The organism is Oceanibaculum nanhaiense, assembly GCF_002148795.1.
GTDB classification, from domain to species: domain Bacteria; phylum Pseudomonadota; class Alphaproteobacteria; order Oceanibaculales; family Oceanibaculaceae; genus Oceanibaculum; species Oceanibaculum nanhaiense.
Genome location: NZ_MPOB01000005.1, coordinates 26,458 through 48,929, shown reverse-complemented (window position 1 = coordinate 48,929; position 22,472 = coordinate 26,458). Strand labels below are relative to the sequence as shown.

Genomic DNA, 22,472 nt, shown 5'->3' with positions numbered 1-22,472 from the left:
TGCGCGGCCCTCCAGTCGAACAGGCCTATTCGAACAGGCCGGTCTTCAGCCCGTTCTCGCCAACCTGCACCTGCCAGGGCGGCGGGCCATACATGCCCGGCGCCAGGCGGGACATCTGCTGCGCGCTGAGGAACGGCCCGAGATGCAGCTCGCGCGGCGGATTGACCGCCACCTGTGCGGTCAGCGGGTCCATCGCGTAGAGCGGCGCATCGAAGCGAATGGCCTGGAAGGACGGCATATCGCGGCTGTAGGCGTTGAACCGGAAGACACCATCCCGGCAGGCACTGACGATCCAGTAGAAATCGTCGGAGCGCAGGAAGGTCCCGCGCGGCGCCGGCTGATCGAAACCGCTGGCCGCCAGGGCAGAACGCAGGGCCGCGACATCCGCCGCGCTGATGGAAATTTCCGCCTCCTCCCCGCGCCAGGGACGCAGCGGATCGACCACCGACAGCCTGTCGAGATCGCCATTGGTGATGACATGGGACTCGAGCCGGCCCCCTGCCGATGGGGCGCCCGACGGGTTGACGATGATGTCGTAGGTTCTGATCTGCTCATCCGCGCGGGCATTGTAGATGAACCGGTAGCGCTCCGGCGATCCGGGCTGGCAGCTGGCCCGGAGATCATCGCCGCCCAGATAGCTGAACCAGGTCAGGCTGCGGCGAATCGGGTTATCCGTCGGACCGGTCGAGGCACACCCGGCGAGCAAGCCGATCACGAAAACGTGAACGACGCCCGAGAGCCAGAACTTGGATTGCATCCTCCTACCATCTCCCTGCTACCAAACGGGAAAGCCCCCGCAGCATTTTCCTGAGATAGGCACGGTGGGGCACAGCGGCAACAAGAGATATCGAGAACGCAAGTGAATAGCGCTTGCATTCGCACTGGGAGCACCTTTATAGGATACTGAAAGTCACTCGCAAGCAGCGGGTGATAGACGGGACGAAGGAGACCTGCCAGATGCGAATGCTCTTCCACAAGCTGGCGCTGGGCGCCGGCGTTGGCCTCGTGGCGCTGGGAACCGGCTTCGCGCCATCCCTGGCGCAGGCCGCCGAGGTGAATGTCTATTCCGCGCGCCATTACGACACGGACGACGCGCTGTACCAGAATTTCACCAAGCAGACCGGCATCAAGGTGAACCTGATCGAGGCCAAGGCCGACCAGCTGATCGAGCGTATTAAGGCCGAAGGCCAGAACAGCCCGGCCGATCTACTGATCACCGTCGATGCCGGCCGGCTGGTCCGTGCCGAGGAGGCTGGCGTGCTGCAGCCGATCAAGTCCGAGGTGCTGGAGAAGGCGATCCCCGCCAATCTGCGCGACCCGCAGGGCCACTGGTTCGGCCTGTCGAAGCGCGCCCGCGTCATCATCTACGCCAAGGACCGGGTGAAGCCGTCGGATATCTCCAGTTACGAGGATCTGGCCGACCCGAAATGGAAGGGCAAGCTGGCGATCCGCTCCTCCACCAACATCTACAACCAGTCGCTGGTCGGCTCGATGCTGGCCGCACACGGCCCGGAAAAGACGCTGGAATGGTCGAAGGGCGTCGTCGCCAACCTGGCGCGCGCGCCGAAGGGCGGCGACCGTGACCAGATTCGCGCCGTCGCCGCCGGCGAGGCCGATATCGCGGTCTCCAACACCTACTATCTGGGCCAGATGATCAACGGCAAGCCGGCGGATCAGGAAGCGGCTGCCAAGGTCGGCGTCATCTTCCCGAACCAGAACGACCGCGGCACCCATGTGAACATCAGCGGCGCCGCCATCGTGAAGACCGCGCCGAACAAGGAAAACGCGATCAAGTTCCTGGAATACCTGACCACGCCGGAAGCCCAGAAATACTTCGCGGAGGGCAATTACGAATATCCGGCGGTCCCGGGCGTCGCGTGGAACGACACGCTGAAGAGCTGGGGCGAATTCAAGGAAGACAAGCTGAACGCGGACACCTTCGCGATGAACAATTCGAAGGCGCTGCAGATCACCGATCAGGCCGACTGGAAGTAAGCCACCCGGCCTACGCCACCGGAAAGGGCGCGTCCTCCCAGGGTTTCTCCCCAGGGGGGCGCGCCCTTTTCTTATGGCCTTACCGCTGCCCCGGCCGGGAGCGCGCGATCATCAGGCTGAGCAGGATCACCGGCACCATGCCGACCAGCACGATGGCGAGCGACCCGGTGGAGGCCTGCTCCAGCCGCTCGTCCGAGGCCAGGCTGTACACCCGGATCGCCAGCGTATCGAAATTGAACGGCCGGACGATGAGAGTCGCCGGCAGTTCCTTCATCACATCGACGAAGACGATAAGCCCGGCGGTCAGCACGCTGCCGCTGATCATCGGCACATGTACCTGCCAGATCGTGCGCGCCGGCCCCTTGCCCAGCGTGCGGGCCGCCTGGTCCATGCTGGGCGTCACCTTGGCGAGGCCGGCATCCACCGCATTCAGCGACACCGCCAGGAAGCGCGCCACATAGGCATAGAGCAGCGCCGCGATGGTGCCGCTCAGCAACAGCCCGGTCGAGATGCCGAAGGAAGAACGCATCCAGCCATCCAGCGCATTGTCGAAGGCGGCCAGCGGAATCAGGATGCCGACCGCGATGACCGAGCCCGGCACGGCATAGCCAAGCGCCGCCACCCGCGCCGACCCGCGCACCAGCGCCGACGGCTTCAGGCGCTGGCCATAGGCGATCAGCAGCGACAGGATGACCGCGAGCACCGCCGCCAGGCCGGCGATGACGAAGCTGTTCACGGTATAGCCGATGAAGCGGCTGCCGAAATAGGGATCGCCGACCGACAGGTGCATCTCCACCAGCACGGCGGCCGGCAGCACGGCGCCCAGCAGGATCGGCAGGGCGCAGGCCAGCGCCGCCAGCGCCGCTTTCCAGCCGCGAAGCTGGACCTGGGAGATATGCGTGTAGCGCCCCGAGGTGTGGTGATAGCGCGCCTCGCCGCGCGACAGCCGCTCCAGCAGCAGCAGCCCCAGCACCAGCGCCAGCAGCACCGCCGACAGCTGCGCCGCCGCCACCCGGTCGCCCAGCCCGAACCAGGTGCGGTAGATGCCGGTGGTGAAAGTGTTCACCGCGAAATACTGCACGGTGGCGAAATCCGCCATGGTCTCCATCAGCGCCAGCGTGACACCGCCGATGATGGCCGGGCGGGCCAGCGGGATCGCCACGCGGACGAAGCTGCGCCAGGGGCCGCAACCCAGCGTGCGGCTGACCTCCAGCACGCAGATCGACTGCGACAGGAAGGCGGCCCGCGCCAGCAGATAGACATAGGGGTAGAGCACCAGCGCGAACATCGCGATGGCGCCCTCGATGGAATAGACCTCCGGGAACCAGTACTCGCCATAACGCCAGCCGGTCATCTCGCGCAGCGCAATCTGCGCCGGCCCGCCAGACTGCAGCAGGTAGGTATAGACATAGGCCAGCACATAGGCCGGAAAGGCCAGCGGCAGCAGCAGCAGCCATTCGAAGACACGCCCGCCCGGAAACCGGCACATGGTGACCAGCCAGGCCGTGCCGACGCCGATCACCGCGACGCCGGCCCCGACCCCCAGCAGCAGCACCAGCGTGTTGCGCACATAGTCCCACAGCACGGTGCTGGCGAGATGCCGCCAGACCTCGCCGGCCGGCTGGAACACATGCCCGCCGACCACAAGGACCGGCACCGCCACCAGCAGCGCGATCACGACCGAGATCACCGGCCATACCGACAGGCTGCCGCGCAGCCGGCCTGTGCGGCCCTGCGGCGCAAGCGTGCTGGTCGGAACAATCCGGTCTGGCGCGATGCCTTCGGTCAATTGCACTTGCCCTGAAAAACGGGAAGACAGGGGAAAACGGAAAGGCGGGCCGGCGCCCGTCTTATCCCAGCCGAATAGCACCCGCCGCAGCGATAGTGCAAGTCATTGGCATTCCGAGCGACCAAGTGTCACGGGAAAGTGTAGCGGCGCCCGGTCCTTACGCATTCGCCCCGCGGATCGCGCCGATCACCGCGTCGGTAACGTCCCGTGTGGTGGCATTGCCACCGACATCCGGCGTCAGGATGCCCGCCGCGCAGACCTGCTCCACCGCTGTCATCAGCCGTGCGGCGGCGGCAGTCTCGCCCAGATGCTCCAGCATCTGCGCTGCGGTCCAGAAGGTGGCGACCGGGTTGGCGATGCCCTTGCCGGTGATGTCGAAGGCGGAGCCGTGGATCGGCTCGAACATGGAGGGGAAGCGCCGCTCCGGGTCGATATTTGCGGTCGGCGCCACGCCCAGGCTGCCGGCCAGCGCACCGGCCAGATCGGACAATATGTCGGCGTGCAGATTGGTGGCGACGATGGTGTCCAGGCTCTGCGGCTTCAGCGTCATGCGCACGGTCATCGCATCGACCAGCATCTTGTCCCAGGTCACGTCCGGGAATTCCTTCGCCACCTCGGCGGCGATCTCGTCCCACATCACCATGCCGTGGCGCTGCGCGTTCGACTTGGTGACCACGGTCAGCAGCTTGCGCGGCCGCGCCTGAGCCAGCTTGAAGGCGTAGCGCATGATGCGGGTCACGCCGACACGGGTGAAGATGGCGACTTCCGTGCCGACTTCCTCCGGCAGGCCCTTATGCGCCCGCCCGCCATGGCCGGAATATTCACCCTCCGAATTCTCGCGCACGATCACCCAGTCGAGATCGCCGACGCCGACATTGCGCAGCGGCGAGGCGATACCCGGCAGGATGCGCGTCGGGCGGACATTGGCATACTGGTCAAAGCCCTGGCAGATCGGCAGGCGCAGCCCCCACAGGGTGATGTGGTCCGGCACGTCGGGCGCGCCGACCGCGCCGAAATAGATGGCGTCGAACGGCTTCAGCTGCTGCAGCCCGTCCGCCGGCATCATCACGCCATGCTTCTTGTAATAGTCCGAGCCCCAGTCGAAGCTCTCGACGGCGAGCGCGAAATCGCCCGCGCGCTGCGCCAGCGCCTGCAGCACCGCGACACCGGCCTCGATGACTTCCGGCCCGATGCCATCGGCGGGAATGGCGGCGATCTTGTACTGGCGCATCTCTGGTGGCTCCCTCTGATCCGTTTCTCGCCAAAGCTCTTAGAGCTTTTCGCGGCCAGAGGGAAGCGGGTGGGACGCTGCGCCATGCCCGCCGGCAAAAGAAAATCCCCGCCTCCTTGCCGGAGACGGGGATCGTCTTTCGTCGCTTCGAGTAACCAGCTTTACGGAAACCGCTTAGACGATATTGTGGCCGTCGAAGCCGGTGACGCTGTTATCCACAGTCCCAGCAGGCGGAAATCCGCCTGGTCAAGCGTCGCATTGCCATCGGCTTCCGTATAGGCATAGATGCCGAACGTCGTGCCGGCGCCATTGCCGACGATGAAGATATGCACATCGCCCGCTGCGAAGCCGGCCGCAGCGAAATTGCCGATGGCGCCAATAACGTTACCCGTATCGGTAAGAGCAAACGCCGTCGCGTTATTGATGTAGATGACCGTGTTGGTGCCGGTCGCGCCGCCGGAGGAAACCGATTCGAACGAGGCCTGACCACCGACCACATTCTGGATGTTGGTGATGCCGGTGAAGTCGAGCCGTTCGACCGCCCCGGCCGCGCCAGGCGCGGTGAAGCCGTTGATGGTATCGCCGGCCCCGAAGACACCGGCGGCACCGACGGGACCACCCTCGTCCACCGCCGTATAGACGAAAGTGTCCACGCCGCCGCCGCCATCCATCGTATCGACACCGCCCAGGCCCGTGATGGTGTCGTTACCGTCGCCGCCGCTTATCGAATCAGCCCCGGTGCCGCCGTCAATGCTGTCATTGCCGTCGCCGCCGCTCAGCGTATCGTTGTCGCCCAGGCCCGTGATGGTGTCATTGCCCGCACCACCGGAGAGATTGTCGGCGCCGGCGGTGCCGGTGAGGGTCTGGTTGACGATGAGGGCGGTGGTGCCGGTGGCACCGCTGCCGTTTGTCAGCGTGTTGTCGGCAGTGCTCAGCGTGGCGGTGGAGAGGTCGATCAGGCCGTTGAGCTTGATCGCGCGGTCGGTGTTGGCGACGAAGGTGGCGCCGGCGGAGAGGTCCTGCACGACATAGGTGTTCCCCTCGAACTGGAACCAGCGGACGATGCCGTTGGTACCGCCATTGCCGGCCGCGGCCGCGTTCATATAGTCGGTCAGCGTCGAGCCGCCGCCCAGGCTGACGGCTGCCGTGGTGAAGACCTCCGTGCCCTTGTTGGCGAAGGACAGCGCATCGCCCGCCGCGAAGTCGCTGACCGTCGCGAAGGTCAGCACCGAGGCGTTCGCCGTCATCTCGACCAGGTCGTTGCCCGCCCCGGTGGTGATCACGTCGGCGCCGGCCCCGCTGGAGATATAGTCATTGCCGTCGCCGCTGCTGATGGTGTCGTCGCCGGCCCCGCCCAGCAGCGAGTCCGCCGCCGAGCCGCCGGTGATCACATCGGCCTGGCCCGAGCCGGTGAGGACCAGCTTGCCGGTGAGGGCAGACGCATCCACCCTAGAGCCGGTCGCCGTGCCGGCAATGGCGTTGGTGATGGTCAGATCCTTCGAGCCGGTGATGGTGATCACCGAGTTGTCGGCATTGGCCAGCGTGGTGATCACGTTCGCCGACCCCGTGCCGGTGCCGGTCGAGACCAGGTTCACAGTGGTCACGCCGGTGACGGTCAATCCGGCCAGCGTGTGGTTGGCGGTCGCAGTGCTGGCATCCAGCGTCACCGTGGTGCCGGTCTCGCCCACCTTGTTGCCGATCGACACCGTGCCCGTATTATCAGTGGTGGTGTCGATGGTGTAGGTGCTGGTGGACAGAGAATTGCTCGCCGTGAAGCTGGTGTTGTTGCCGGCGCCAGGAATGACCGAGCCGACCCGGAAGCTGTTGATTCCGTTCTCGATCACCGACACGTTAAGGCTGCTGCCTGTCGCCACGAAGTGCAGAACCTCGAAGTTCTTGAGGGCATTGACATTAGTTGCCAGGGTTCCCGGAGCCGTAAGGGTGGTGGCGTCGGTAAACACAATGGCGTCGGTCCCCGCACCGCCATCCAGAGAGACGGCCTTCGCCAGGTTCGCATTGACATAGAATAGTTTATCCCCGCCAGCGCCGCCCTTGAAGGTCAGGGCCGTGTTTGCGCCCTCGATGGCATAGTGTACGCCGCCGGTGTTGCCCGTGCCATCGACCGTGATGGTGTCAGCGAAATCGGTACCGCCCATAAACACAGTGCCGGCGCCGGAGATGTTAATCGTGTTGGCGGCGACGGCTGTGAGCGAGGTGCTGAACGACAGGTCGGTTGCCGCTGCGATGTTCACCGTGGTGGCCGTGGCCGGGCCGGTCAGCGTGGCGACCTTGCTGGCCGCCGTGTCGGTGGTGATGTTCAGCGTGGTCGCCGCCGCACCGGTGATGGTCAGGTCTCGCGCAGTACCGGTGTTGCTGTAGCCCGAGAGCTCCAGGTTCAGCGTGGTGTCGGTGGTGCTGGCTGCCCAGGTCAGCGCGCCGCCGGCATCGGCGTTGTTCAGCGTGGCGAGGTCGAGGGTCACGCCGCTGTGGCCGGTCGTAGTGAAGGCCTTTGTGCCGGTCGCGTTGACCTGATCGACCTTCAGCGTGGTCAGGCCGGAGGGCGCGGCGATGGTGGTCAGGTTGATATCGACGTTGCCCGGGCTCACCAGGTTCAGCATTTCGACATTCGAGACGCCAGTCAGCAGGTTGTTGCCAGTGGCCGTGCCAAAAATCTTCAGCGTATCGATACCGTCACCGCCATTGATCTGATCCCCGATGGTCAGATAAGCAGTGCCGCCCGTGTTATCGGCGATAAACATGTCATCACCAGTCGTGCCCACAATGTTATCCACGCCGGTGGTCAGGGCGAAGGTCTCACCCGGATTGGAGGTCGGAACCGTGTTCGACACGTTGGCCGAGGTCAGCGAGGTCAGGCCGGTGCCCGTCACGACAATGGTCGCGCCGTTGATCGAGACCGAGACGCCGCCATCGACCGTGGTCTGCGCGGCCAGCGCGGCGGTGATGTCGGCATCGGTCGCACCCTCGATGGTGATGCTGTCGGTGCCGGCTACGAAGTCGGTGATGGTCGGGGTCTTCAGCGCACCCGGGAAGTTGGCATCCGCGCCGCGCACGACAAACACGTCAGCACCGGCGCCGCCGGTCAGCGTGTCGTTGCCGAGGCCGGAATAGAGGGTGTCGTCGCCTTCACCGCCATTGATTGAGTCGAAGCCCTTGCCGCCGCGCAGCACGTCATTTCCGTCGCCGCCTTCCAGCGTGTCGGCGTTCATGCCGCCCTGCAGCGTGTCGTTGCCGGCGCCGCCGATCAGGTGATCATTGCCGTCGCCGCCATCGATATCGTCATTGCCTTCGGCACCGTTCAGCGTGTCGTTGCCGCCAAGGCCGCGGATGGTGTCGTTCCCGAGCCCGCCATTGACGAGATCGCCGTCGGCAGTGCCGAGGAGGAAATCGCTGGCGTCCATACCAATGATCGTTGCCATTATTTATTTTCCACCGTTTTTATTATTATTCAGACGAGACGGTCAGTGCCGGTCTCAGCGAGAAGAGTCCTGGAAAGCTGTCAGAACCCGCCCGGAAACCCGCGCCCGCATGGCGATTCAGGTTCAAAGGAAGCCCAGGTCAGGTTCAAAGGAAGCCCTGTCTATGCCAGGGAGAATACCGGCGACAGGGCGCCTATATAGAATGCAGATGGTGAATTATATAATAATATTCAAGTTTAATTAAAAAATATCAATCCCGTTCGATGATTATCGGCAGACTATTTCTAAATATTAGATAGTTAAAAAGCAAAAACGGTTTCTGATTTTACTCAGAAACCATTATCGCAAATCGCTGTTCTCGCCGCTTAATCCGCTGCATCCCTGTCCCCTCACCTGTACTTCGCCGCCGTGATGAATTCGGAGAAGGATTCGCACCAGATCAGCACGGTGGTGTAGGCGGCGGGATCGACACCCGGCGGCAGGTCGAGCACGAAACCGTCGAAGCTCTTCACATCGCCGATCAGGCGGGCGGTGGCCTTGACCGGCAGGAACTCCTCCTCATGCTCGACGAAGCGGTCGAGCAGATAGAGCTTGTAGTCCGGCCCCGGCGCCAGCTTTCCCTCATGCACGATGCGGGTCGGCGTGAGGCTCACCTTGCCCTCGCCCCAGTGCAGGAAGTCACTGCCGCGCAGATCGCGCGTGAAGTCCGCCGTGAAGCTGGCGCCCTGCGCCTGTTCGCTGAGGATGCCAGCATCCGGCGAGGCCGGCGCGGTCAGGATCGGCAGCATGTAGATGCCGAGCGCGAAGCCAATGGCCAGCGCGCCGCCATGCGTGATGGCCAGCAGAATGAACCGGCGCATAGAACCCCTCCCCACAATTCCCCGATGCAAGACAGCGTGACCGGAAACGATCCTCACGTCCAATCAAGGCCACGTGAAAGTGCAAGACCGGTCAGCGCCGGGCCTCGGTCGCCATCCGGACCGCCATTGCCGCCAGCACGGTCCCCATCAGCCAGCGCTGCACCAATATCCAGCCCGGCCGGGCGATCAGGAACGCCGCGATCGACCCTGCGGCAATGGCAATCACGCTGTTCACCGCAACGCTGATGGCGATCTGCGTGGCGCCCAGCGCCAGCGACTGGGTCAGCACGCTGCCATGTGCCGGATCGATAAATTGCGGCAGCAGGGAGAGATACATCACCGCGATCTTCGGGTTCAGCAAATTGGTGAGGAAGCCCATGGCGAACAGCTTGCGCGGGCTGTCCGCCGGCAGGGCCCTAACCTGGAAGGGTGAGCGGCCGCCCGGTCGCACCGCCTGCCAGGCCAGCCACAGCAGATAGAGCGCGCCGGCAAAGCGCAGCGCGTCATAGGCATAGGGCACGGCCAGCACGATGGCGGTGATGCCGAAGGCAGCGCACAGCATGTAGAAGACGAAGCCGAGCGCGACGCCGCCCAGCGAGATCAGCCCCGCGACCCGCCCCTGGCAGATCGAGCGCGAGATCAGATAGATCATGTTCGGTCCGGGCGTCAGGACCATGCCGAGGGCGATCAAGGCAAAGGCAAGCAGGCTGGCGGTATCGGGCATCGTAATCTCCGTTCGCTATAGAGAAGTGCCCAGACGCGCGGCCGCTATCTCCCGCGCTCCCCGATGGTGCCCCATCTTCAGCGTCAGTCACGCAGGAATGTTGATATTCATCCTATCCGGAAAATTACGCAAGCCGTGAACTGTGCCGGCGGCGTCTCTACCGGGACGGCTCTATCGGGATGGCTGGCCAGTATTGGATTGGCCGGTATTGGGTTCTGGCGGCCAGACCGGCGATTGCCGCGGCAGCTCGGTTGCCTTGTAGATCGCCTCCTGCTTCAGGACAATGTCGCGCGCCAGCGGCGACCGGTCGGTCGGCAGCATTTCCTCGGTGCGCGACAGCATCTCCACCCATAATTCCTGCAGCCGCTCCAGATCGGCGGCGCCGCCCTTCATCCGGCCGATCTCGATACGGCTCTTCTCGATCCAGTTCAGGGTCTTGCCGCGGGCGGCATTCGCCTCCTCCACCTTCGAACGGAACGCACGGATTTCCTTGATCGCCTCGCCGGCACTGCCCTGGCAGGTCGCGGTCAACGCTTCGATTTCGTCAAAATCGGCGGATGTCAGATCGGCCAGCGGCTTGTCGAAATAGGTGAAGCGCAGGCTGTTGATCGACAGCTGGCCGGACAGCCGTGCGATACGCTGGACAGGGGCATTCCCGCCAGGCAAGCGGGCGCACTGTGCGGGGGCCACCGCCGGCTGCTCCCTGGCTTGCTTCCCCTGCCCCTGCTGCTGGCCCTGAGGCTGGGCCTGCGCCAGCGCCTCGGCCGCCAGGACCAGGCCGACAAGGCCGAGGACAAGGCCGATCAGCGCGACAGCGAGCGGGCGCATGGCGGCCATACCGATTGTCATGGCGACATTCTCCGACTTTGCATTGCGCGGCCCCGCTGCTTCCTCTTCAATATACCTAACATTTTCCAAGGCCTGCCGACAGACGTCCAGCCGGACGGGTCGGCGCAAAACAGAAGCCGCAAAACCGGGGAGCTGCCCATGAATTCCCTCGCCAACGAACGCGTCGCCTATTTCAACGGCCAGATCGTCCCGGAAAGCCAGGTGCTGATCCCGTTCCGCGACCGCGGTTTCAAATATGGTGATGCCGTGTTCGATATGACACGGACCTTCGGCCACCGCATCTTCAAGCTGAAGGAACATGTGGACCGTCTCTACAAATCGCTCGCCTATCTGAAGATCGATCCGCAAATGTCCCCCGCCGAGATGATGCGGATATCCGAGGAAGTGCTGGAACGCAACCTGCACCTGATTGACAAGGACGAGGATTACTGGGTCGGCCAGCGCATCTCGCGCGGCGTCGGCGAAAGCTTCTCCGGCACGCAGAACAGCGGCCCGACCGTGATCGTCGAATGCCTGCCGCTGCCGCTGAAGAACCGCGCGCCGCTGTACCGCGACGGCATTGACGTCATCGTGCCCTCGGTGCGCCGCACCCCGCCCGATGCGATGAGCCCGCGCGCCAAGACGCATAATTACATCAACCTGATCCTCGCCGATCTGGAGGCTCGCGCCCAGGATGCCGAGGCCTGGGCCGTGCTGCTGGACCAGGACGGCAATCTCTGCGAGGGGCTGGGCAGCAATGTCTTCGTTGTCACCGAAGGCCGGCTGCTCACGCCGCGCAGCCGCTTCGTGCTGCCGGGCATCAGCCGGGGCCACACCATCGAGGCGGCGGAGAGCCTCGGCATCCCCTTCGCGGAAGCCGATATCGACCTGTACGATGCCTATACCGCCGACGAGATGTTCCTGACCTCTACTTCCCTGTGCATCTGCCCGGTGCGCAGCATCAACGGCCGCACGATCGGCGATGGAACAGTGCCCGGCCCGGTCACGAAAAAGCTCATAGAGGCCTATGCGAAGTCGGTCGATTTCGACTTCATGGCCCAGTATCTCCGTCACCTCGCCTAAGGAAATTCCATGCAGCCGCGTATCGAAAACTGGCAGATATCCAAGCCCGCCATCCGCTCGAAAGGCGGCATCGTCGCATCGCAGAGCGCCCGCGCCGCGCGACTGGGGGCCGAGGTGCTGGCCGATGGCGGCAACGCCGTCGATGCGGCGGTGACCACCGCCTTCGCGCTGTCGGTGTTTGAACCCTGGATGAGCGGCCTGGGCGGCATCGGCTACATGCTGATCTACAGCGCGAAAGAGAAGAAGGTCCACGCCATCGACTTCGCCGCGATCTCGCCGGGGAAGCTGGACCCCGCCGCCTATCCGATGGCCTCGGGCGGCACCGATTCGGACTTTTTCAACTGGCCCGCCGTGAAGGACGGGCGGAACCTGAAAGGCCCGCTCTCCATCGCCGTGCCGGGGGCTGTGGACGGTCTCGGCCTCGCGCATGAACGCTTCGGCTCCAAGCCCTGGGCGGAGCTGCTGCAGCCCGCCATCGCCGCGGCGAAAGCCGGCCATCCGGTCGATTGGTGGACCACGCTGCGCGTCGCCGGCGAGGCGGTGACGATCCGCGAGTTCCCCGCGACCAGCGCCGTCTATCTGCCGAACGGCCTGCCGCCGGCACAGGGCGAAGGCGCCCCGCTGCGTCTCGATATGGGGAATCTGGCCGAGACGATTTCCCGCCTCGCCGAGGCCGGGCGCCGTGACTTCTACGAAGGCGAGATCGCCCGCAGCATCGCCGCCGATATGAAGGAGATGGACGGCTTCCTGGACCGTGACGATCTTGCCTCCTACAAGGCGCATTTCGCCACACCGACGCAGCACAAACGCGGCCAGGGCACCATCCATCTGCTGCCGGGGCTGAATGCCGGGCCGACCTTCGCCGACACGCTGGCGCGGCTGCCCGCCGATCTCGGCAAGGGCGCCAGCGACGCCGACTGTTTCGCCGCTTATGCCAGGGCGCTGACCGCCGCCTACCAGCGCCGCATGGAATCGATGGGGCATGATGGCGACATGGCGGGCCAGGGCTGCACCACGCATTTCTGCGTGGTCGATGCCGAGGGCAACATGGTCAGCCTGACCAACACGCTGCTCTCGGTCTTCGGCTCCAAGGTCGTGTTGCCGAAGACCGGCGTGCTGATGAACAACGGCGTCAACTGGTTCGACCCGCGCCCCGGCCGGGCGAATTCCATCGCCGCCGGCAAGCGCCCGCTGTGCAACATGTCGCCGGCGCTGGTGACGAAGGATGGCGAGGGCTGGTTCGCTATTGGCGCGTCCGGCGGGCGGCGCATCTTCCCGGCGGTGTTCCAGCTGAGCCTTTTCCTGGCGGAACGCGGCATGGATCTGGATACGGCGATGCATACGCCGCGCATCAATGTCGATGGGCCGGACAGGATCGAGGCCCACCCGGATCTCGACGCGGCCGCGCTGGCGAAGCTGGAGGAGGTGGCCCCGGTGACGCTGACCGAGCCGACCATCGTGCCGACCAGCTATGCCACACCGCAGGTGGTGCTACGCGAAGGCGGCGTGAATTACGGCGCCGCCCATCCGCATTCCCCGGCGGCGGCGGCGATCACCGTCCTGCCGGGCTGAGGAGGAGAGGGGGAAAGGTTTTCCAACTCTATACCCCAACCCGTCACCCCCGGGCGTGACCCGGGGGTCCAGGGGCAATGCCTGCCTGCGACCTCTCGGTCTGCCGCCCTGGATTGCCGGGTCAAGCCCGGCAATGACAGAAAGAGAAGATCGAATGCCGCCGCCTGAAAGCGGACAGCCCCGCCAGCCTCAGCCCTTGTGGGCGAACTCCCAGTACAGCTTCCGGGCCAGGCTATAGACCGGCCCCGGCTGCAGGCTGCGCTCGCCGATGCCGTTGCAGGGCTGCACCTTGGCATAATTGCCGGTCGAGAAAATCTCGTCAGCATTCACCAGGTCGTTCACCGTCACCTGGCATTCAACCACAGGGGTGCCGGCATCGCGCAGCAGCTTGATGACGCGCTGGCGGGTGATGCCGTTCAGGAAACAGCCGTTCGGCGCCGGGGTCATCACCGTGCCGTCCTTCACCATGAACAGGTTGGAGGTGGCGAATTCCGCGACATTGCCGATCTGGTCGAGGATCACCGCATTCTCGAAGCCGTTCTCGCGCGCCAGCCGCATCGCCCGGCCGCTGTTCGGATAGAGGCAGGACGCCTTGGCGTCGGTCGGCGCGCTCTCCGGCGTCGGCCGGCGATAGGGCGAGATCATCGCGCGGAAATTGCCGGTCGGGTCCGGCATCGGCGATTCATAGACCGACAGCATGAAGCGCGTGGTCTCGGGATCGGGATCGATCCAGCCGCTTTCGGCGAAGAACATCGGACGGATATAGAGCTGCGCGCCGCTGGGGAATTTGCGCACGCCTTCCAGGCACAGCTCATGCACTTCGCCGGCGGTCAGCGGTGCGCGCAGACCCAGCGCCTTGGCCGAGCGGATCGAGCGTTCGCAATGCAGGGCGAGATCGGGCGTGGTGCCCTCGAAGGCGCGCGCACCATCGAAGATGATGCCGGACAGCCAGGTGGCGTGACTGAGCGGCCCCAGCACCGGCGGGTTGCCGTCATGCCATTTGCCATCCACATAGCTGTAAGCCTGCATCTTTCTAACTCCTGGTGGGCAAGCGAAATACCGGTCGCCCGATACGGGGCCGGCATCCTTCTGATCGTTTCTGTGCGAACAGCATAGCCCGGCTTTTACGGCGAGGCCAAGACATGCCGGACCGGCATGACCCGCGCATCAGCCTCGGCACCGCTGCATGGCTTCTCACCGCGTGATACCGCCGCTTGCCGGCCACCGCCGGTTTGACCTACTGTCCTGCCCATGCAGACGAAAATGATTTACACCATGGTGCGTGCGGCGGATTGGCGCAGTGCCGAATCGACCGGACAATATGACGGATCGGCAAACGACAAGGCCGACGGCTTTCTGCATTTCTCGACCGCCGGGCAACTGCCCGGCAGCGCCGCCAAGCACCGGCGCGGCGAAACGGACCTGATGCTGGTCGCGGTCGAGGCCGCCCGGCTGGGTGCGGCCCTGAAATGGGAGCCGGCACGCGGCGGCCAGCTCTTCCCGCATCTCTATGCCCCGCTTCAGCTGTCACTGGTGGACAGCGCCGTCACGCTGCCATTGGGGCCGGACGGGTTGCATGTCTTCCCGCCGCTCGACAACAGCCCAGCCGAAGAAAGCTGAAAGATGGACGCCGCGTCCCTGACGATGCCGCTGCTGCGGCGGCTGCCGCCCGAAACCGCGCACGATCTGACGATCCGGCTGCTGGCCTGCGGCCTGGCGCCGCGGTCCCGCGCCGGCGACGACCCGATCCTGGCGACCCGTCTGTGGGGACTCGACTTCCCGAATCCGGTCGGGCTGGCTGCCGGCTTCGACAAGAACGCCCAAGCCTACCGGGCAATCCTTGGGCTGGGCTTCGGCCTGACGGAGATCGGCACGGTCACCCCCCGCCCGCAGGCCGGCAACCCGAAGCCCCGGCTGTTCCGCCTCTCCGAGGATGCGGCGGTCGTCAACCGCATGGGCTTCAACAATGACGGGATCGACGCCGTGCTGCCGCGCCTGCAAGGCGCGCGTTCCGGCATCCTCGGCATCAATATCGGCAAGAACAAGGACAGTACCGACGCGGTCGAGGATTATGTGAAGGGGGCGGCCGCCTTCGCGCCGCTGGCCGATTATCTGGTGGTCAATGTCTCCTCCCCCAACACGCCCGGACTGCGCGACCTGCAGCGCCGCGAGCCATTTCTGGAACTGGCCCGCGCGGTGCGGGCGGCCCGCGATGCGGCCTGCGCCGCGGCCGGCAAGGCGCCACCGCCATTGCTGCTGAAGGTCGCCCCTGACCTGGACGAATCGCAGATCGAGGATGTCGCGGAGGTGGCCATGACCGCGCCGGCAGAGGGGCTGATCATCTCCAACACCACCATCGCCCGGCCGGCAGGCTTGCGCTCGCTGTACCGCGCGGAAGCCGGCGGCCTGAGCGGCGCGCCGTTGTTCGAAGCCTCGACTGACGTGCTGCGCCGTATCGCCCGGCTGACGAACGGGCAGATGCCGCTGATCGGTGTCGGCGGCATCTCCAGCGGCGCACAGGCCTATGCCAAGATCCGGGCCGGTGCATCGCTGGTACAGCTTTATTCCGCGCTGGTTTATCATGGCCCCGGGCTTCTGGGGCGGATCAAGCACGATCTGGCGGAGCGACTGCGCGCCGATGGGTTTTCCAGCGTCGCAGAAGCCGTCGGGACCGACCGGGATCGGGTGTAGTACAGTGGGCAAGCGGCCCGCCACGGCGAGGGGGATCGGACAATCGTTCTGCAAACGCTGATAGCGGTGTGCATCGCCGCCCTCGCCGGCGCCGCCGCCCTGCTCCTGCCGGTCTATGTGCCGATGGCCATCGACCCGGCCCCGCTGTCGCTGCTGGGTGCAGCCCTCATCCTGGTGTTCGGCCTCGGGCTGCAGGCAACGCTGCTGATATCCTCGCGCAACCGCCGGCTGGCACGGCAGATGGCCTATCTGGCGCGTGACCACCGGGACATGCGGGAAACGCTGGATATTCTGGGCCAGCGGATGGATGAACTCATCAGTCTCGGCGGCGAGGAAACGCCTGCCCGCGATCTGTCGGAAGTGGTGGCGGAAGTCCGCGTGCTGCAGACGCTGATCGAGGAATTGTGGACCAAGCGCGGCGATGAGCCTGCTGGCGGGGAACTGGACGAGGCCGAGCTGGCCGAAGCCGAAATCCTGCCGCCGGCAGCCAGGGGCAAGCGCGTCCTGTCGGCAGCGCGGGATACTGACGACCCGATGCTGAACCCGCGCGAGATCCTGGAGATCGTGCGCGAGGGGCTGCGCGACAACCGCATCGAAATCATGATGCAACCCGTCGTCACCCTGCCGCAGCGCCGGGTGATCCATTACGAATGCCTGTCGCGCATCCGCACCAAGACCGGCCTGCTGATTACCCCGGATCACTATATCGGCATCGCGGAAGAAGAAGGGCTGATCGGCGCCATCGATAATATGACCTTGTTCCGCCTGGTGCAGCATGTTCGCCGCCATCGCGGACCGATGGCGGAAAGCCGCTTCTTCTGCAACATCTCGAACCGGTCGCTGGAGGATTCCGCCTTCTTCGAGCAATTCAGCGATTTCCTGACCGCCAATGCCTCGCTGGCGCAGTCCATCGTGTTCGAATTCGCCCAGGAAGGCTTCCCGGCCGACCCTTCGCCCATCCGCGACAAGCTGCTGGTGCTGGCGGAAGCCGGCTACCGCTTCTCGCTCGACCACATCACCGACCTCGACATCGACCCGGAGGAGTTTGCGGCACTGGGCTTCAAATTCCTGAAGATCGATGCCTCGCTGCTGCTGTCCTATGCCGAGCACGAGCCGCCATTGCTGGATATCGGCCTGCTGAAGGGCGCCCTGGACCGCGTCGCCATGGACCTGATCGTGGAGCATGTCGAAAACGACGACATGCTGTTGCGCCTGCTTGACCATCCGGTGGATTTCGGGCAGGGCTACCTCTTTGGCGGCCCGATGGTCGAAGGGCGCCGCCCGCGCTGATTTTCCGACCGCATTTTAGAAGGAATACGGAGGGACATGTCCGCCTCCCCCACGCAGCCTGCCGCCGCTCAGCCTGCTGATCGGCAGCCGCCGCTTCTCTCCGGCGTTGCGGAGATCGCCGCCGGATATGACGGCTATATCCTCGATGTCTGGGGTGTGCTGTATGATGGCGGCGCCGCCTATCCGGGCGTTGCCGAGTGCCTCACGCAACTGAAGAAGGCCGGCAAGCGCATCGTCGTCCTGTCCAACGCGCCGCGCCGCGCGCAGGTGGTGGTGGACCGGCTGACCAATCTGGGCATCGGCCGGCATCTTTATGACGAGGTGCACACCTCCGGCGAGGAGGCCTTCCTGTCGCTGCGCGACCGCACCGACGAGTTCCACCGCTCGCTCGGCCGCACCTGTGTCGATACCGGCGGCGACCGCTTCCTCGGGTTGCTGGACGGCAGCGGTGTGGAGGTCGTCGGCGATCCGGCAGAGGCGTCCTTCGTGATCGCCACCGGCCCGCTGGAAGGCACCGACCCGATCGAACGCTATGACGATCTGCTGTCGCGCTGCCTGGAGCGCGGCCTGCCGATGCTGTGCGCCAACCCGGACCTGGAAGTGCTGGACAAGGGCGACCGCCATCTCTGTGCCGGCTCCATCGGCGCGCGCTACGCGCAGATGGGCGGCTTCGTGCATTATTACGGCAAGCCGCACGAGGCGGTGTACGCCACCTGCCTGCGCCTGATGAACATCGAGGATCGCAGCCGCATCCTCGCCGTCGGCGATAATCTGGAAACCGATGTGAAGGGCGGCCGGGCGCATGGCACCGGCACGCTGCTGGTGGCCGGCGGCATCCATTGCGACCGGCTGGAGATCACCATGGGCGACCGCCCCGACCCGCAGCGCCTCGCCGCGCTGTACGGGGAATACGGCCTCACCCCGACAGCGACCGTTCCCGCCTTTACCTGGTAAGAAAATGACTCCCGGCGCCCGCATCACCGCCGCCATCGAGATTTTCGAGGCGATCCAGGCTGGCGACACCCCGGCGCCGGCGGATGCCGCGGTGGGCGCCTATCTGAAACAGCGCCGCTATATCGGCAGCAAGGACCGCACCGCCATCCAGGCGCTGGTCTATGGCATCTTCCGCCGGCGCGCGCGGCTCGGCTGGTGGCTGGAGCATGCGAAGGCGAAGGCGCTGCCGCGCAACCTGCTGATCGCCTATCTGCTGCTGGTGGAGAAACTGACCGGGCCGGAGCTGCGCAGCCTGTTCGACGGCCGGCACTATGACCCCTACCCGCTGGAGGATGGCGAGATCGTGCTCGCGGACCGGCTGGTCACCCACACGCTGGAGCATCCGCACATGTCGGAAGCGGTGCTGCTGGAATGCCCCTACTGGGCCGAGGCCGGCCTGCGCGCCGCCCTGGGCGAGCGCTTCGCCGAGGAATTGCGGGCGCTGAACGACGAGGCCACGACCGACCTGCGCGTCAACCTGCTGCTAGGCACGCAGGAAGACGCCATCGCAGCGATGAAACGCGACGGTATCTTCTCCAAGCCCGCCCTCTATTCACCGATCGGGCTGCGGCTGGGCGGACGGCCGGCGCTGGGCGGCACCGAGGCGCTGAAATCCGGACTGATCGAAATCCAGGATGAAGGCTCGCAGCTGCTGGCGCTGCTGGTCGGCGCGCAACCCGGCATGCAGGTGGTGGATTTCTGCGCCGGGGCCGGCGGCAAGACGCTGGCGATGGCGGCGCTGATGCAGAACAAGGGCCGCATCGTCGCCTGCGATGTGAATGCAAAAAGGCTGGAGCGACTGACCGTCCGCCAGCGCCGTGCCCAGGCGCACAACATCGAGCGCCGGCCACTGGCGAGCGAGCGCGATCCCTGGGTGAAGCGGCATAAGGGCAAGTTCGACCGTGTGCTGGTCGATGCGCCCTGCACCGGTACCGGCACCTGGCGGCGCAACCCGGACGCCAAATGGGGCCGCGGCGGCATCGACCTGGCCGAGCTGACTGCCCTGCAATCCTCCATCCTGGACAGTGCCTCGCGCCTGGTAAAGCCGGGCGGACGACTGGTCTATGCCACCTGCTCGCTGCTGGCTGCCGAGAATGAGGATCGCATCGCTGCCTTCCTGGCGGATCATGCCGATTTCCGGCAATTGTCAATCTTTGACATATGGCCAGAAGCGGTCGGCACCGAAGCGCCGCCGGAAGGTTCAATCGTCGAGGGTTATCTGCGGCTGACCCCCGGCCTTCATGGCACCGACGGCTTCACCGCCGCCGTTCTGGAGCGCGCGCCGGAAGCGGAGGCTAAGCCGGCAGACGAACAGGTCGAGGATTGATCAGACCGCGGCGGCAATATCCGTCTGGGTAAAATCCTGCCCCTTGAAGAGCAGTTTTTCCTCTGTTGCCTTTGCAAGAGCATACGCGAACAGATCGCCATAATTCAGTCCGGCAGGATGGCGGCCCTTTCCGTATCGGCGCGCCGCCCTCCGCGCCAGTTCGGCCTGCTCCGCATCGACCGGTACGATTTCACACCCCGCCCGATGCAGGAACAGATCCAGTTCCCGCCCGGCAATCTCGCCATAGCGGGCCTCCAGAACGATTCCCGCCTCGATCAAGGTGCCTGCAGAGACGAGCCTCACCGGATCGGCCGCAATCGCTTCATTGAAAGCGCGCCGTTCCGGCTTATCGGAGAGGATCGCCACCAAAGCGGACGTGTCGATCACCATCAGCGCGGCAACCCGGCTTCGTCATAGCCGACAATCTCCTCCGCACTGCGCCCGTCACGCACCGGCAGGCTGCCGCAACGGCGTGCAATCTCATCCAGCTCCTCGGTCAGAGCGGGGGAAACTTGTCGGGCTTTCAGGCGAAGCAGCTTCTCCCGCAACGCCTGGGTGACCGCTTCGGTCAGGCTTGTGCCGGTTCGGCGGGCGACTTCCCGGGCCAGCCGATCGGTTTCCTGATCCTTGATGCTGAGCGCCATTTTCTACCTGGGTATAATATTTTCTATACGTAGATATATATGATTTTAACGCATAAACAAACAGCCCGGCGTGAAGCCGGGCTGCTGCTAAATCCGATGGCGAACGCTGCTTAGCGCAGCGGCTCCAGGATCGAGACGTAATTGGCGACAGCGGCGCCGCCCATGTTGAAGATGCCGGCCAGCTTGGCGTTCTTCACCTGCATGTCACCGGCCGTGCCGGTCAGCTGCATGGCGGAAAGCACATGCATGGAGACACCAGTGGCGCCAATCGGGTGGCCCTTGGACTTCAGCCCGCCGGATGGGTTCACCGGCAGCTTGCCATCTTTCTCCACCCAGCCTTCTTCGATGGCGACATGGCCTTTGCCGCGCGGCGTCAGGCCCATTGCCTCATATTCCAGAAGCTCGGCGATGGTGAAACAATCATGCGTCTCCACCAGAGACAGATCGTCAAGGCCGAGGCCGGAGGCGGCGAAAGCCCGCTTCCAGGCAGTCTCGCAGCCCTCGAACAGGGTAATGTCACGTTTTGACATTGGCAGGAAATCATTCACCTGCTCGGCGGCGCGGAACACGATGGCCTTCTTCATCGACAGCGCCGTGTCGGTATCGGCCAGCACCAGCGCCGCCGCGCCATCGGACACCAGCGAACAATCGGTGCGCTTCAGCGGCCCGGCGACCAGCGGATTCTTGTCCGAGACGGTCTTGCAGAAGTCATAGCCCAGATCCTTGCGCAGCTGCGCATAGGGATTGCCGACGCCGTTCTTGTGGTTCTTCGCGGCGATCCGCGCCATCGCATCGGTCTGGTCGCCATGCTTCTGGAAATATTTCTGCGCGATCTGGCCGAACACACCGGCGAAACCGCCCTGAATATCGCTATCCTCCTTCAGATAGCCGGCGCGGATCAGGATATCGCCAACCTGCTGGCCGGAGACCTCCGTCATCTTCTCGACGCCGACCACCAGCACGCGCTTTGCCTTCTTCGCGGCAATCGCGTTCAGCCCCATATGGATCGCGGCGGAACCGGTGGCGCAGGCATTCTCGATGCGCGTCGCCGGCTTGAAGCGAAAGCGCTCATCAGCCTGGAAGACCAGCGAGGAAGTGAATTCCTGGCGCACAAAGCCGCCATTGAAATGACCGAGATAGATTTCGTCAATCTCGTCGGGACCGAGACCGGCATCTTCCAGCGCGGCGACGGCGACCTTGACGATCAGGCTCTCGACATCCTCCGATTCGTGCTTGCCGAACGGCATATGCGACCAGCCGACGATACAGGCGCTCATGACGGTAACTCCCTCTTGCTGCGGACTTCACTGTCCTGTTGCAGCGCACCCTAGCAGAGGCGCGGCAGAGGCCGGAAGCCTATTCATGCGCGTTCTTTCGATATCGGCATTCAGTCCCAGGCGCGCAACCGCCCGACCACGGCAAAGCCTTTCGGATTGTCCGGCAGGGGTCGCAGCACCACGCCCTCGCCGGAAGCCGGGAAAATGTCCGTCAGCGCGGTGATGTTCACCTGATGCGTGACCATCATCATATTGCCCGGTCCCTCGAAGGTCTGGATGCGCACGCGGGCCGCCTCGGTCTGGCCGGGGCCACGCGCCCGGTCCTGGAAGAAGCTGTCGATGGCCGGGAAGGGTTCGGCAGTGCCGAAGGCGAGTTCCGCCGTCTCCGTCGAGCGACACCAGCGGCTGGCCAGCACGCGGGCGACGGGCACCTCACGCTGCCGGAAGGCGTCACCGATGGCGCGCGCCTGCCGGCGCCCCGCCTCGTCCAGATTGCGCTGGGTGGAGCAGTCACCCAGCTGGAAACTCGCCGGATCGCCACCGCCCGGTGCAATGGCGTGGCGGAACAGCACGACATGGCCGCCGTCGCGCAGCGCCTGCCACAGCGCGTCGCCTTCCAGCATCTCGGCACGGGCAGCGCCCGGCAGGGCGACAAAAAGGGCGAACAGAAATGAGAATACAAGGCGCATCGCACACCTCCCTTGCCGGAAAACAGTCAGCAGGAAAGTGGC

20 protein-coding genes and 1 riboswitch are annotated in these 22,472 nt (G+C 65.0%); of the genes, 8 read left to right on the top strand and 12 right to left on the bottom strand.

What is annotated here, in order from left to right; translation table 11 throughout:
- Positions 1-25: 25 nt before the first annotated feature.
- Positions 26-757 carry a hypothetical protein gene (locus tag BKM74_RS09945; protein WP_086465569.1) on the bottom strand — a complete coding sequence of 244 codons (732 nt, stop codon included), beginning with the start codon at positions 755-757 and terminating at the stop codon, positions 26-28.
- A 200-nt stretch (positions 758-957) separates the two neighbouring features.
- On the opposite strand from BKM74_RS09945, the gene BKM74_RS09940 reads away from it, so the two are divergent.
- Positions 958-1,995, top strand: coding sequence for a Fe(3+) ABC transporter substrate-binding protein (locus tag BKM74_RS09940; protein ID WP_086465568.1), 1,038 nt, complete (start codon positions 958-960; stop codon positions 1,993-1,995).
- 79 nt (positions 1,996-2,074) lie between these two features.
- Here the strand turns inward: BKM74_RS09940 and BKM74_RS09935 are convergent, their stop codons facing one another.
- The 6 genes from BKM74_RS09935 to BKM74_RS09910 form a co-directional block, all read right to left on the bottom strand.
- Positions 2,075-3,784, bottom strand: coding sequence for an ABC transporter permease (locus BKM74_RS09935; protein WP_086465567.1), 1,710 nt, complete (start codon positions 3,782-3,784; stop codon positions 2,075-2,077).
- Positions 3,785-3,941: 157 nt separating this feature from the next.
- A complete protein-coding gene (locus BKM74_RS09930; RefSeq protein WP_086465566.1) occupies positions 3,942-5,015 on the bottom strand; it encodes a tartrate dehydrogenase in 1,074 nt (357 codons plus the stop codon).
- A gap of 161 nt (positions 5,016-5,176) precedes the next feature.
- A complete protein-coding gene (locus tag BKM74_RS18520; protein ID WP_140056052.1) occupies positions 5,177-8,452 on the bottom strand; it encodes a beta strand repeat-containing protein in 3,276 nt (1,091 codons plus the stop codon).
- Positions 8,453-8,841: 389 nt separating this feature from the next.
- The gene (locus tag BKM74_RS09920; RefSeq protein WP_086465565.1) at positions 8,842-9,312 is read right to left on the bottom strand and encodes a DM13 domain-containing protein; all 471 of its coding nucleotides are present in this window, start codon (positions 9,310-9,312) and stop codon (positions 8,842-8,844) included.
- 91 nt (positions 9,313-9,403) lie between these two features.
- Entirely contained in the window at positions 9,404-10,036 is a 633-nt protein-coding gene (locus BKM74_RS09915) for a LysE family translocator (RefSeq protein ID WP_086465564.1), read from the bottom strand.
- A gap of 20 nt (positions 10,037-10,056) precedes the next feature.
- A riboswitch (ZMP/ZTP riboswitch) is annotated at positions 10,057-10,137 on the bottom strand.
- 70 nt (positions 10,138-10,207) lie between these two features.
- A complete protein-coding gene (locus BKM74_RS09910; protein WP_086465563.1) occupies positions 10,208-10,885 on the bottom strand; it encodes a hypothetical protein in 678 nt (225 codons plus the stop codon).
- 138 nt (positions 10,886-11,023) lie between these two features.
- On the opposite strand from BKM74_RS09910, the gene BKM74_RS09905 reads away from it, so the two are divergent.
- Together BKM74_RS09905 and BKM74_RS09900 are read left to right on the top strand one after the other, a co-directional pair.
- Entirely contained in the window at positions 11,024-11,947 is a 924-nt protein-coding gene (locus tag BKM74_RS09905; RefSeq protein WP_086465562.1) for an aminotransferase class IV, read from the top strand.
- 9 nt (positions 11,948-11,956) lie between these two features.
- A complete protein-coding gene (locus BKM74_RS09900) occupies positions 11,957-13,519 on the top strand; it encodes a gamma-glutamyltransferase family protein (RefSeq protein WP_086465561.1) in 1,563 nt (520 codons plus the stop codon).
- A 189-nt stretch (positions 13,520-13,708) separates the two neighbouring features.
- On the opposite strand, the gene BKM74_RS09895 is transcribed toward BKM74_RS09900, so the two are convergent.
- A complete protein-coding gene (locus tag BKM74_RS09895; RefSeq protein ID WP_086465560.1) occupies positions 13,709-14,548 on the bottom strand; it encodes a branched-chain amino acid aminotransferase in 840 nt (279 codons plus the stop codon).
- Positions 14,549-14,782: 234 nt separating this feature from the next.
- Here BKM74_RS09895 and BKM74_RS09890 point away from each other — a divergent pair, with 234 nt between their 5' ends.
- From BKM74_RS09890 to BKM74_RS09870, 5 genes are all read left to right on the top strand, one after another.
- Positions 14,783-15,139 carry a DUF952 domain-containing protein gene (locus BKM74_RS09890; protein ID WP_245825895.1) on the top strand — a complete coding sequence of 119 codons (357 nt, stop codon included), beginning with the start codon at positions 14,783-14,785 and terminating at the stop codon, positions 15,137-15,139.
- Between the two features lie 3 nt (positions 15,140-15,142).
- Positions 15,143-16,210: a quinone-dependent dihydroorotate dehydrogenase gene (locus BKM74_RS09885; protein ID WP_086465558.1), complete on the top strand. Its 1,068-nt coding sequence runs from the start codon at positions 15,143-15,145 to the stop codon at positions 16,208-16,210.
- Between the two features lie 66 nt (positions 16,211-16,276).
- Complete coding sequence (locus BKM74_RS09880; RefSeq protein WP_086465557.1) at positions 16,277-17,500, top strand: EAL domain-containing protein; 1,224 nt, start codon at positions 16,277-16,279, stop codon at positions 17,498-17,500.
- 36 nt (positions 17,501-17,536) lie between these two features.
- A complete protein-coding gene (locus tag BKM74_RS09875) occupies positions 17,537-18,454 on the top strand; it encodes a TIGR01459 family HAD-type hydrolase (RefSeq protein ID WP_086465556.1) in 918 nt (305 codons plus the stop codon).
- A 4-nt stretch (positions 18,455-18,458) separates the two neighbouring features.
- A complete protein-coding gene (locus BKM74_RS09870; RefSeq protein ID WP_086465555.1) occupies positions 18,459-19,820 on the top strand; it encodes an RsmB/NOP family class I SAM-dependent RNA methyltransferase in 1,362 nt (453 codons plus the stop codon).
- On the opposite strand, the gene BKM74_RS09865 is transcribed toward BKM74_RS09870, so the two are convergent.
- From BKM74_RS09865 to BKM74_RS09850, 4 genes are all read right to left on the bottom strand, one after another.
- Positions 19,821-20,210 carry a type II toxin-antitoxin system VapC family toxin gene (locus BKM74_RS09865; protein WP_086465554.1) on the bottom strand — a complete coding sequence of 130 codons (390 nt, stop codon included), beginning with the start codon at positions 20,208-20,210 and terminating at the stop codon, positions 19,821-19,823. It lies immediately after the preceding gene.
- Positions 20,210-20,464, bottom strand: a complete 255-nt coding sequence (locus tag BKM74_RS09860) for a type II toxin-antitoxin system VapB family antitoxin (RefSeq protein WP_086465553.1) — start codon at positions 20,462-20,464, stop codon at positions 20,210-20,212. Before BKM74_RS09860 ends, BKM74_RS09865 begins: the two co-directional genes overlap by 1 nt.
- Before the next feature lie 110 nt (positions 20,465-20,574).
- Complete coding sequence (locus BKM74_RS09855) at positions 20,575-21,741, bottom strand: acetyl-CoA acetyltransferase (protein WP_086465552.1); 1,167 nt, start codon at positions 21,739-21,741, stop codon at positions 20,575-20,577.
- 110 nt (positions 21,742-21,851) lie between these two features.
- Positions 21,852-22,430, bottom strand: coding sequence for a histidine phosphatase family protein (locus BKM74_RS09850; protein ID WP_086465551.1), 579 nt, complete (start codon positions 22,428-22,430; stop codon positions 21,852-21,854).
- Between the last annotated feature and the right edge of the window lie 42 nt (positions 22,431-22,472).

Bases quoted from the DNA above. Each gene is read 5' to 3' on its own strand.
- BKM74_RS09945 (WP_086465569.1), bottom strand. From the start codon at position 757: ATGCAATCCAAGTTCTGGCTCTCGGGCGTCGTTCACGTTTTCGTGATC.
- BKM74_RS09940 (WP_086465568.1), top strand. From the start codon at position 958: ATGCGAATGCTCTTCCACAAGCTGGCGCTGGGCGCCGGCGTTGGCCTC.
- BKM74_RS09930 (WP_086465566.1), bottom strand. From the start codon at position 5,015: ATGCGCCAGTACAAGATCGCCGCCATTCCCGCCGATGGCATCGGGCCG.
- BKM74_RS18520 (WP_140056052.1), bottom strand. From the start codon at position 8,452: ATGGCAACGATCATTGGTATGGACGCCAGCGATTTCCTCCTCGGCACT.
- BKM74_RS09920 (WP_086465565.1), bottom strand. From the start codon at position 9,312: ATGCGCCGGTTCATTCTGCTGGCCATCACGCATGGCGGCGCGCTGGCC.
- BKM74_RS09915 (WP_086465564.1), bottom strand. From the start codon at position 10,036: ATGCCCGATACCGCCAGCCTGCTTGCCTTTGCCTTGATCGCCCTCGGC.
- BKM74_RS09910 (WP_086465563.1), bottom strand. From the start codon at position 10,885: ATGACAATCGGTATGGCCGCCATGCGCCCGCTCGCTGTCGCGCTGATC.
- BKM74_RS09905 (WP_086465562.1), top strand. From the start codon at position 11,024: ATGAATTCCCTCGCCAACGAACGCGTCGCCTATTTCAACGGCCAGATC.
- BKM74_RS09900 (WP_086465561.1), top strand. From the start codon at position 11,957: ATGCAGCCGCGTATCGAAAACTGGCAGATATCCAAGCCCGCCATCCGC.
- BKM74_RS09895 (WP_086465560.1), bottom strand. From the start codon at position 14,548: ATGCAGGCTTACAGCTATGTGGATGGCAAATGGCATGACGGCAACCCG.
- BKM74_RS09890 (WP_245825895.1), top strand. From the start codon at position 14,783: ATGATTTACACCATGGTGCGTGCGGCGGATTGGCGCAGTGCCGAATCG.
- BKM74_RS09885 (WP_086465558.1), top strand. From the start codon at position 15,143: ATGGACGCCGCGTCCCTGACGATGCCGCTGCTGCGGCGGCTGCCGCCC.
- BKM74_RS09875 (WP_086465556.1), top strand. From the start codon at position 17,537: ATGTCCGCCTCCCCCACGCAGCCTGCCGCCGCTCAGCCTGCTGATCGG.
- BKM74_RS09870 (WP_086465555.1), top strand. From the start codon at position 18,459: ATGACTCCCGGCGCCCGCATCACCGCCGCCATCGAGATTTTCGAGGCG.
- BKM74_RS09865 (WP_086465554.1), bottom strand. From the start codon at position 20,210: ATGGTGATCGACACGTCCGCTTTGGTGGCGATCCTCTCCGATAAGCCG.
- BKM74_RS09860 (WP_086465553.1), bottom strand. From the start codon at position 20,464: ATGGCGCTCAGCATCAAGGATCAGGAAACCGATCGGCTGGCCCGGGAA.
- BKM74_RS09855 (WP_086465552.1), bottom strand. From the start codon at position 21,741: ATGAGCGCCTGTATCGTCGGCTGGTCGCATATGCCGTTCGGCAAGCAC.
- BKM74_RS09850 (WP_086465551.1), bottom strand. From the start codon at position 22,430: ATGCGCCTTGTATTCTCATTTCTGTTCGCCCTTTTTGTCGCCCTGCCG.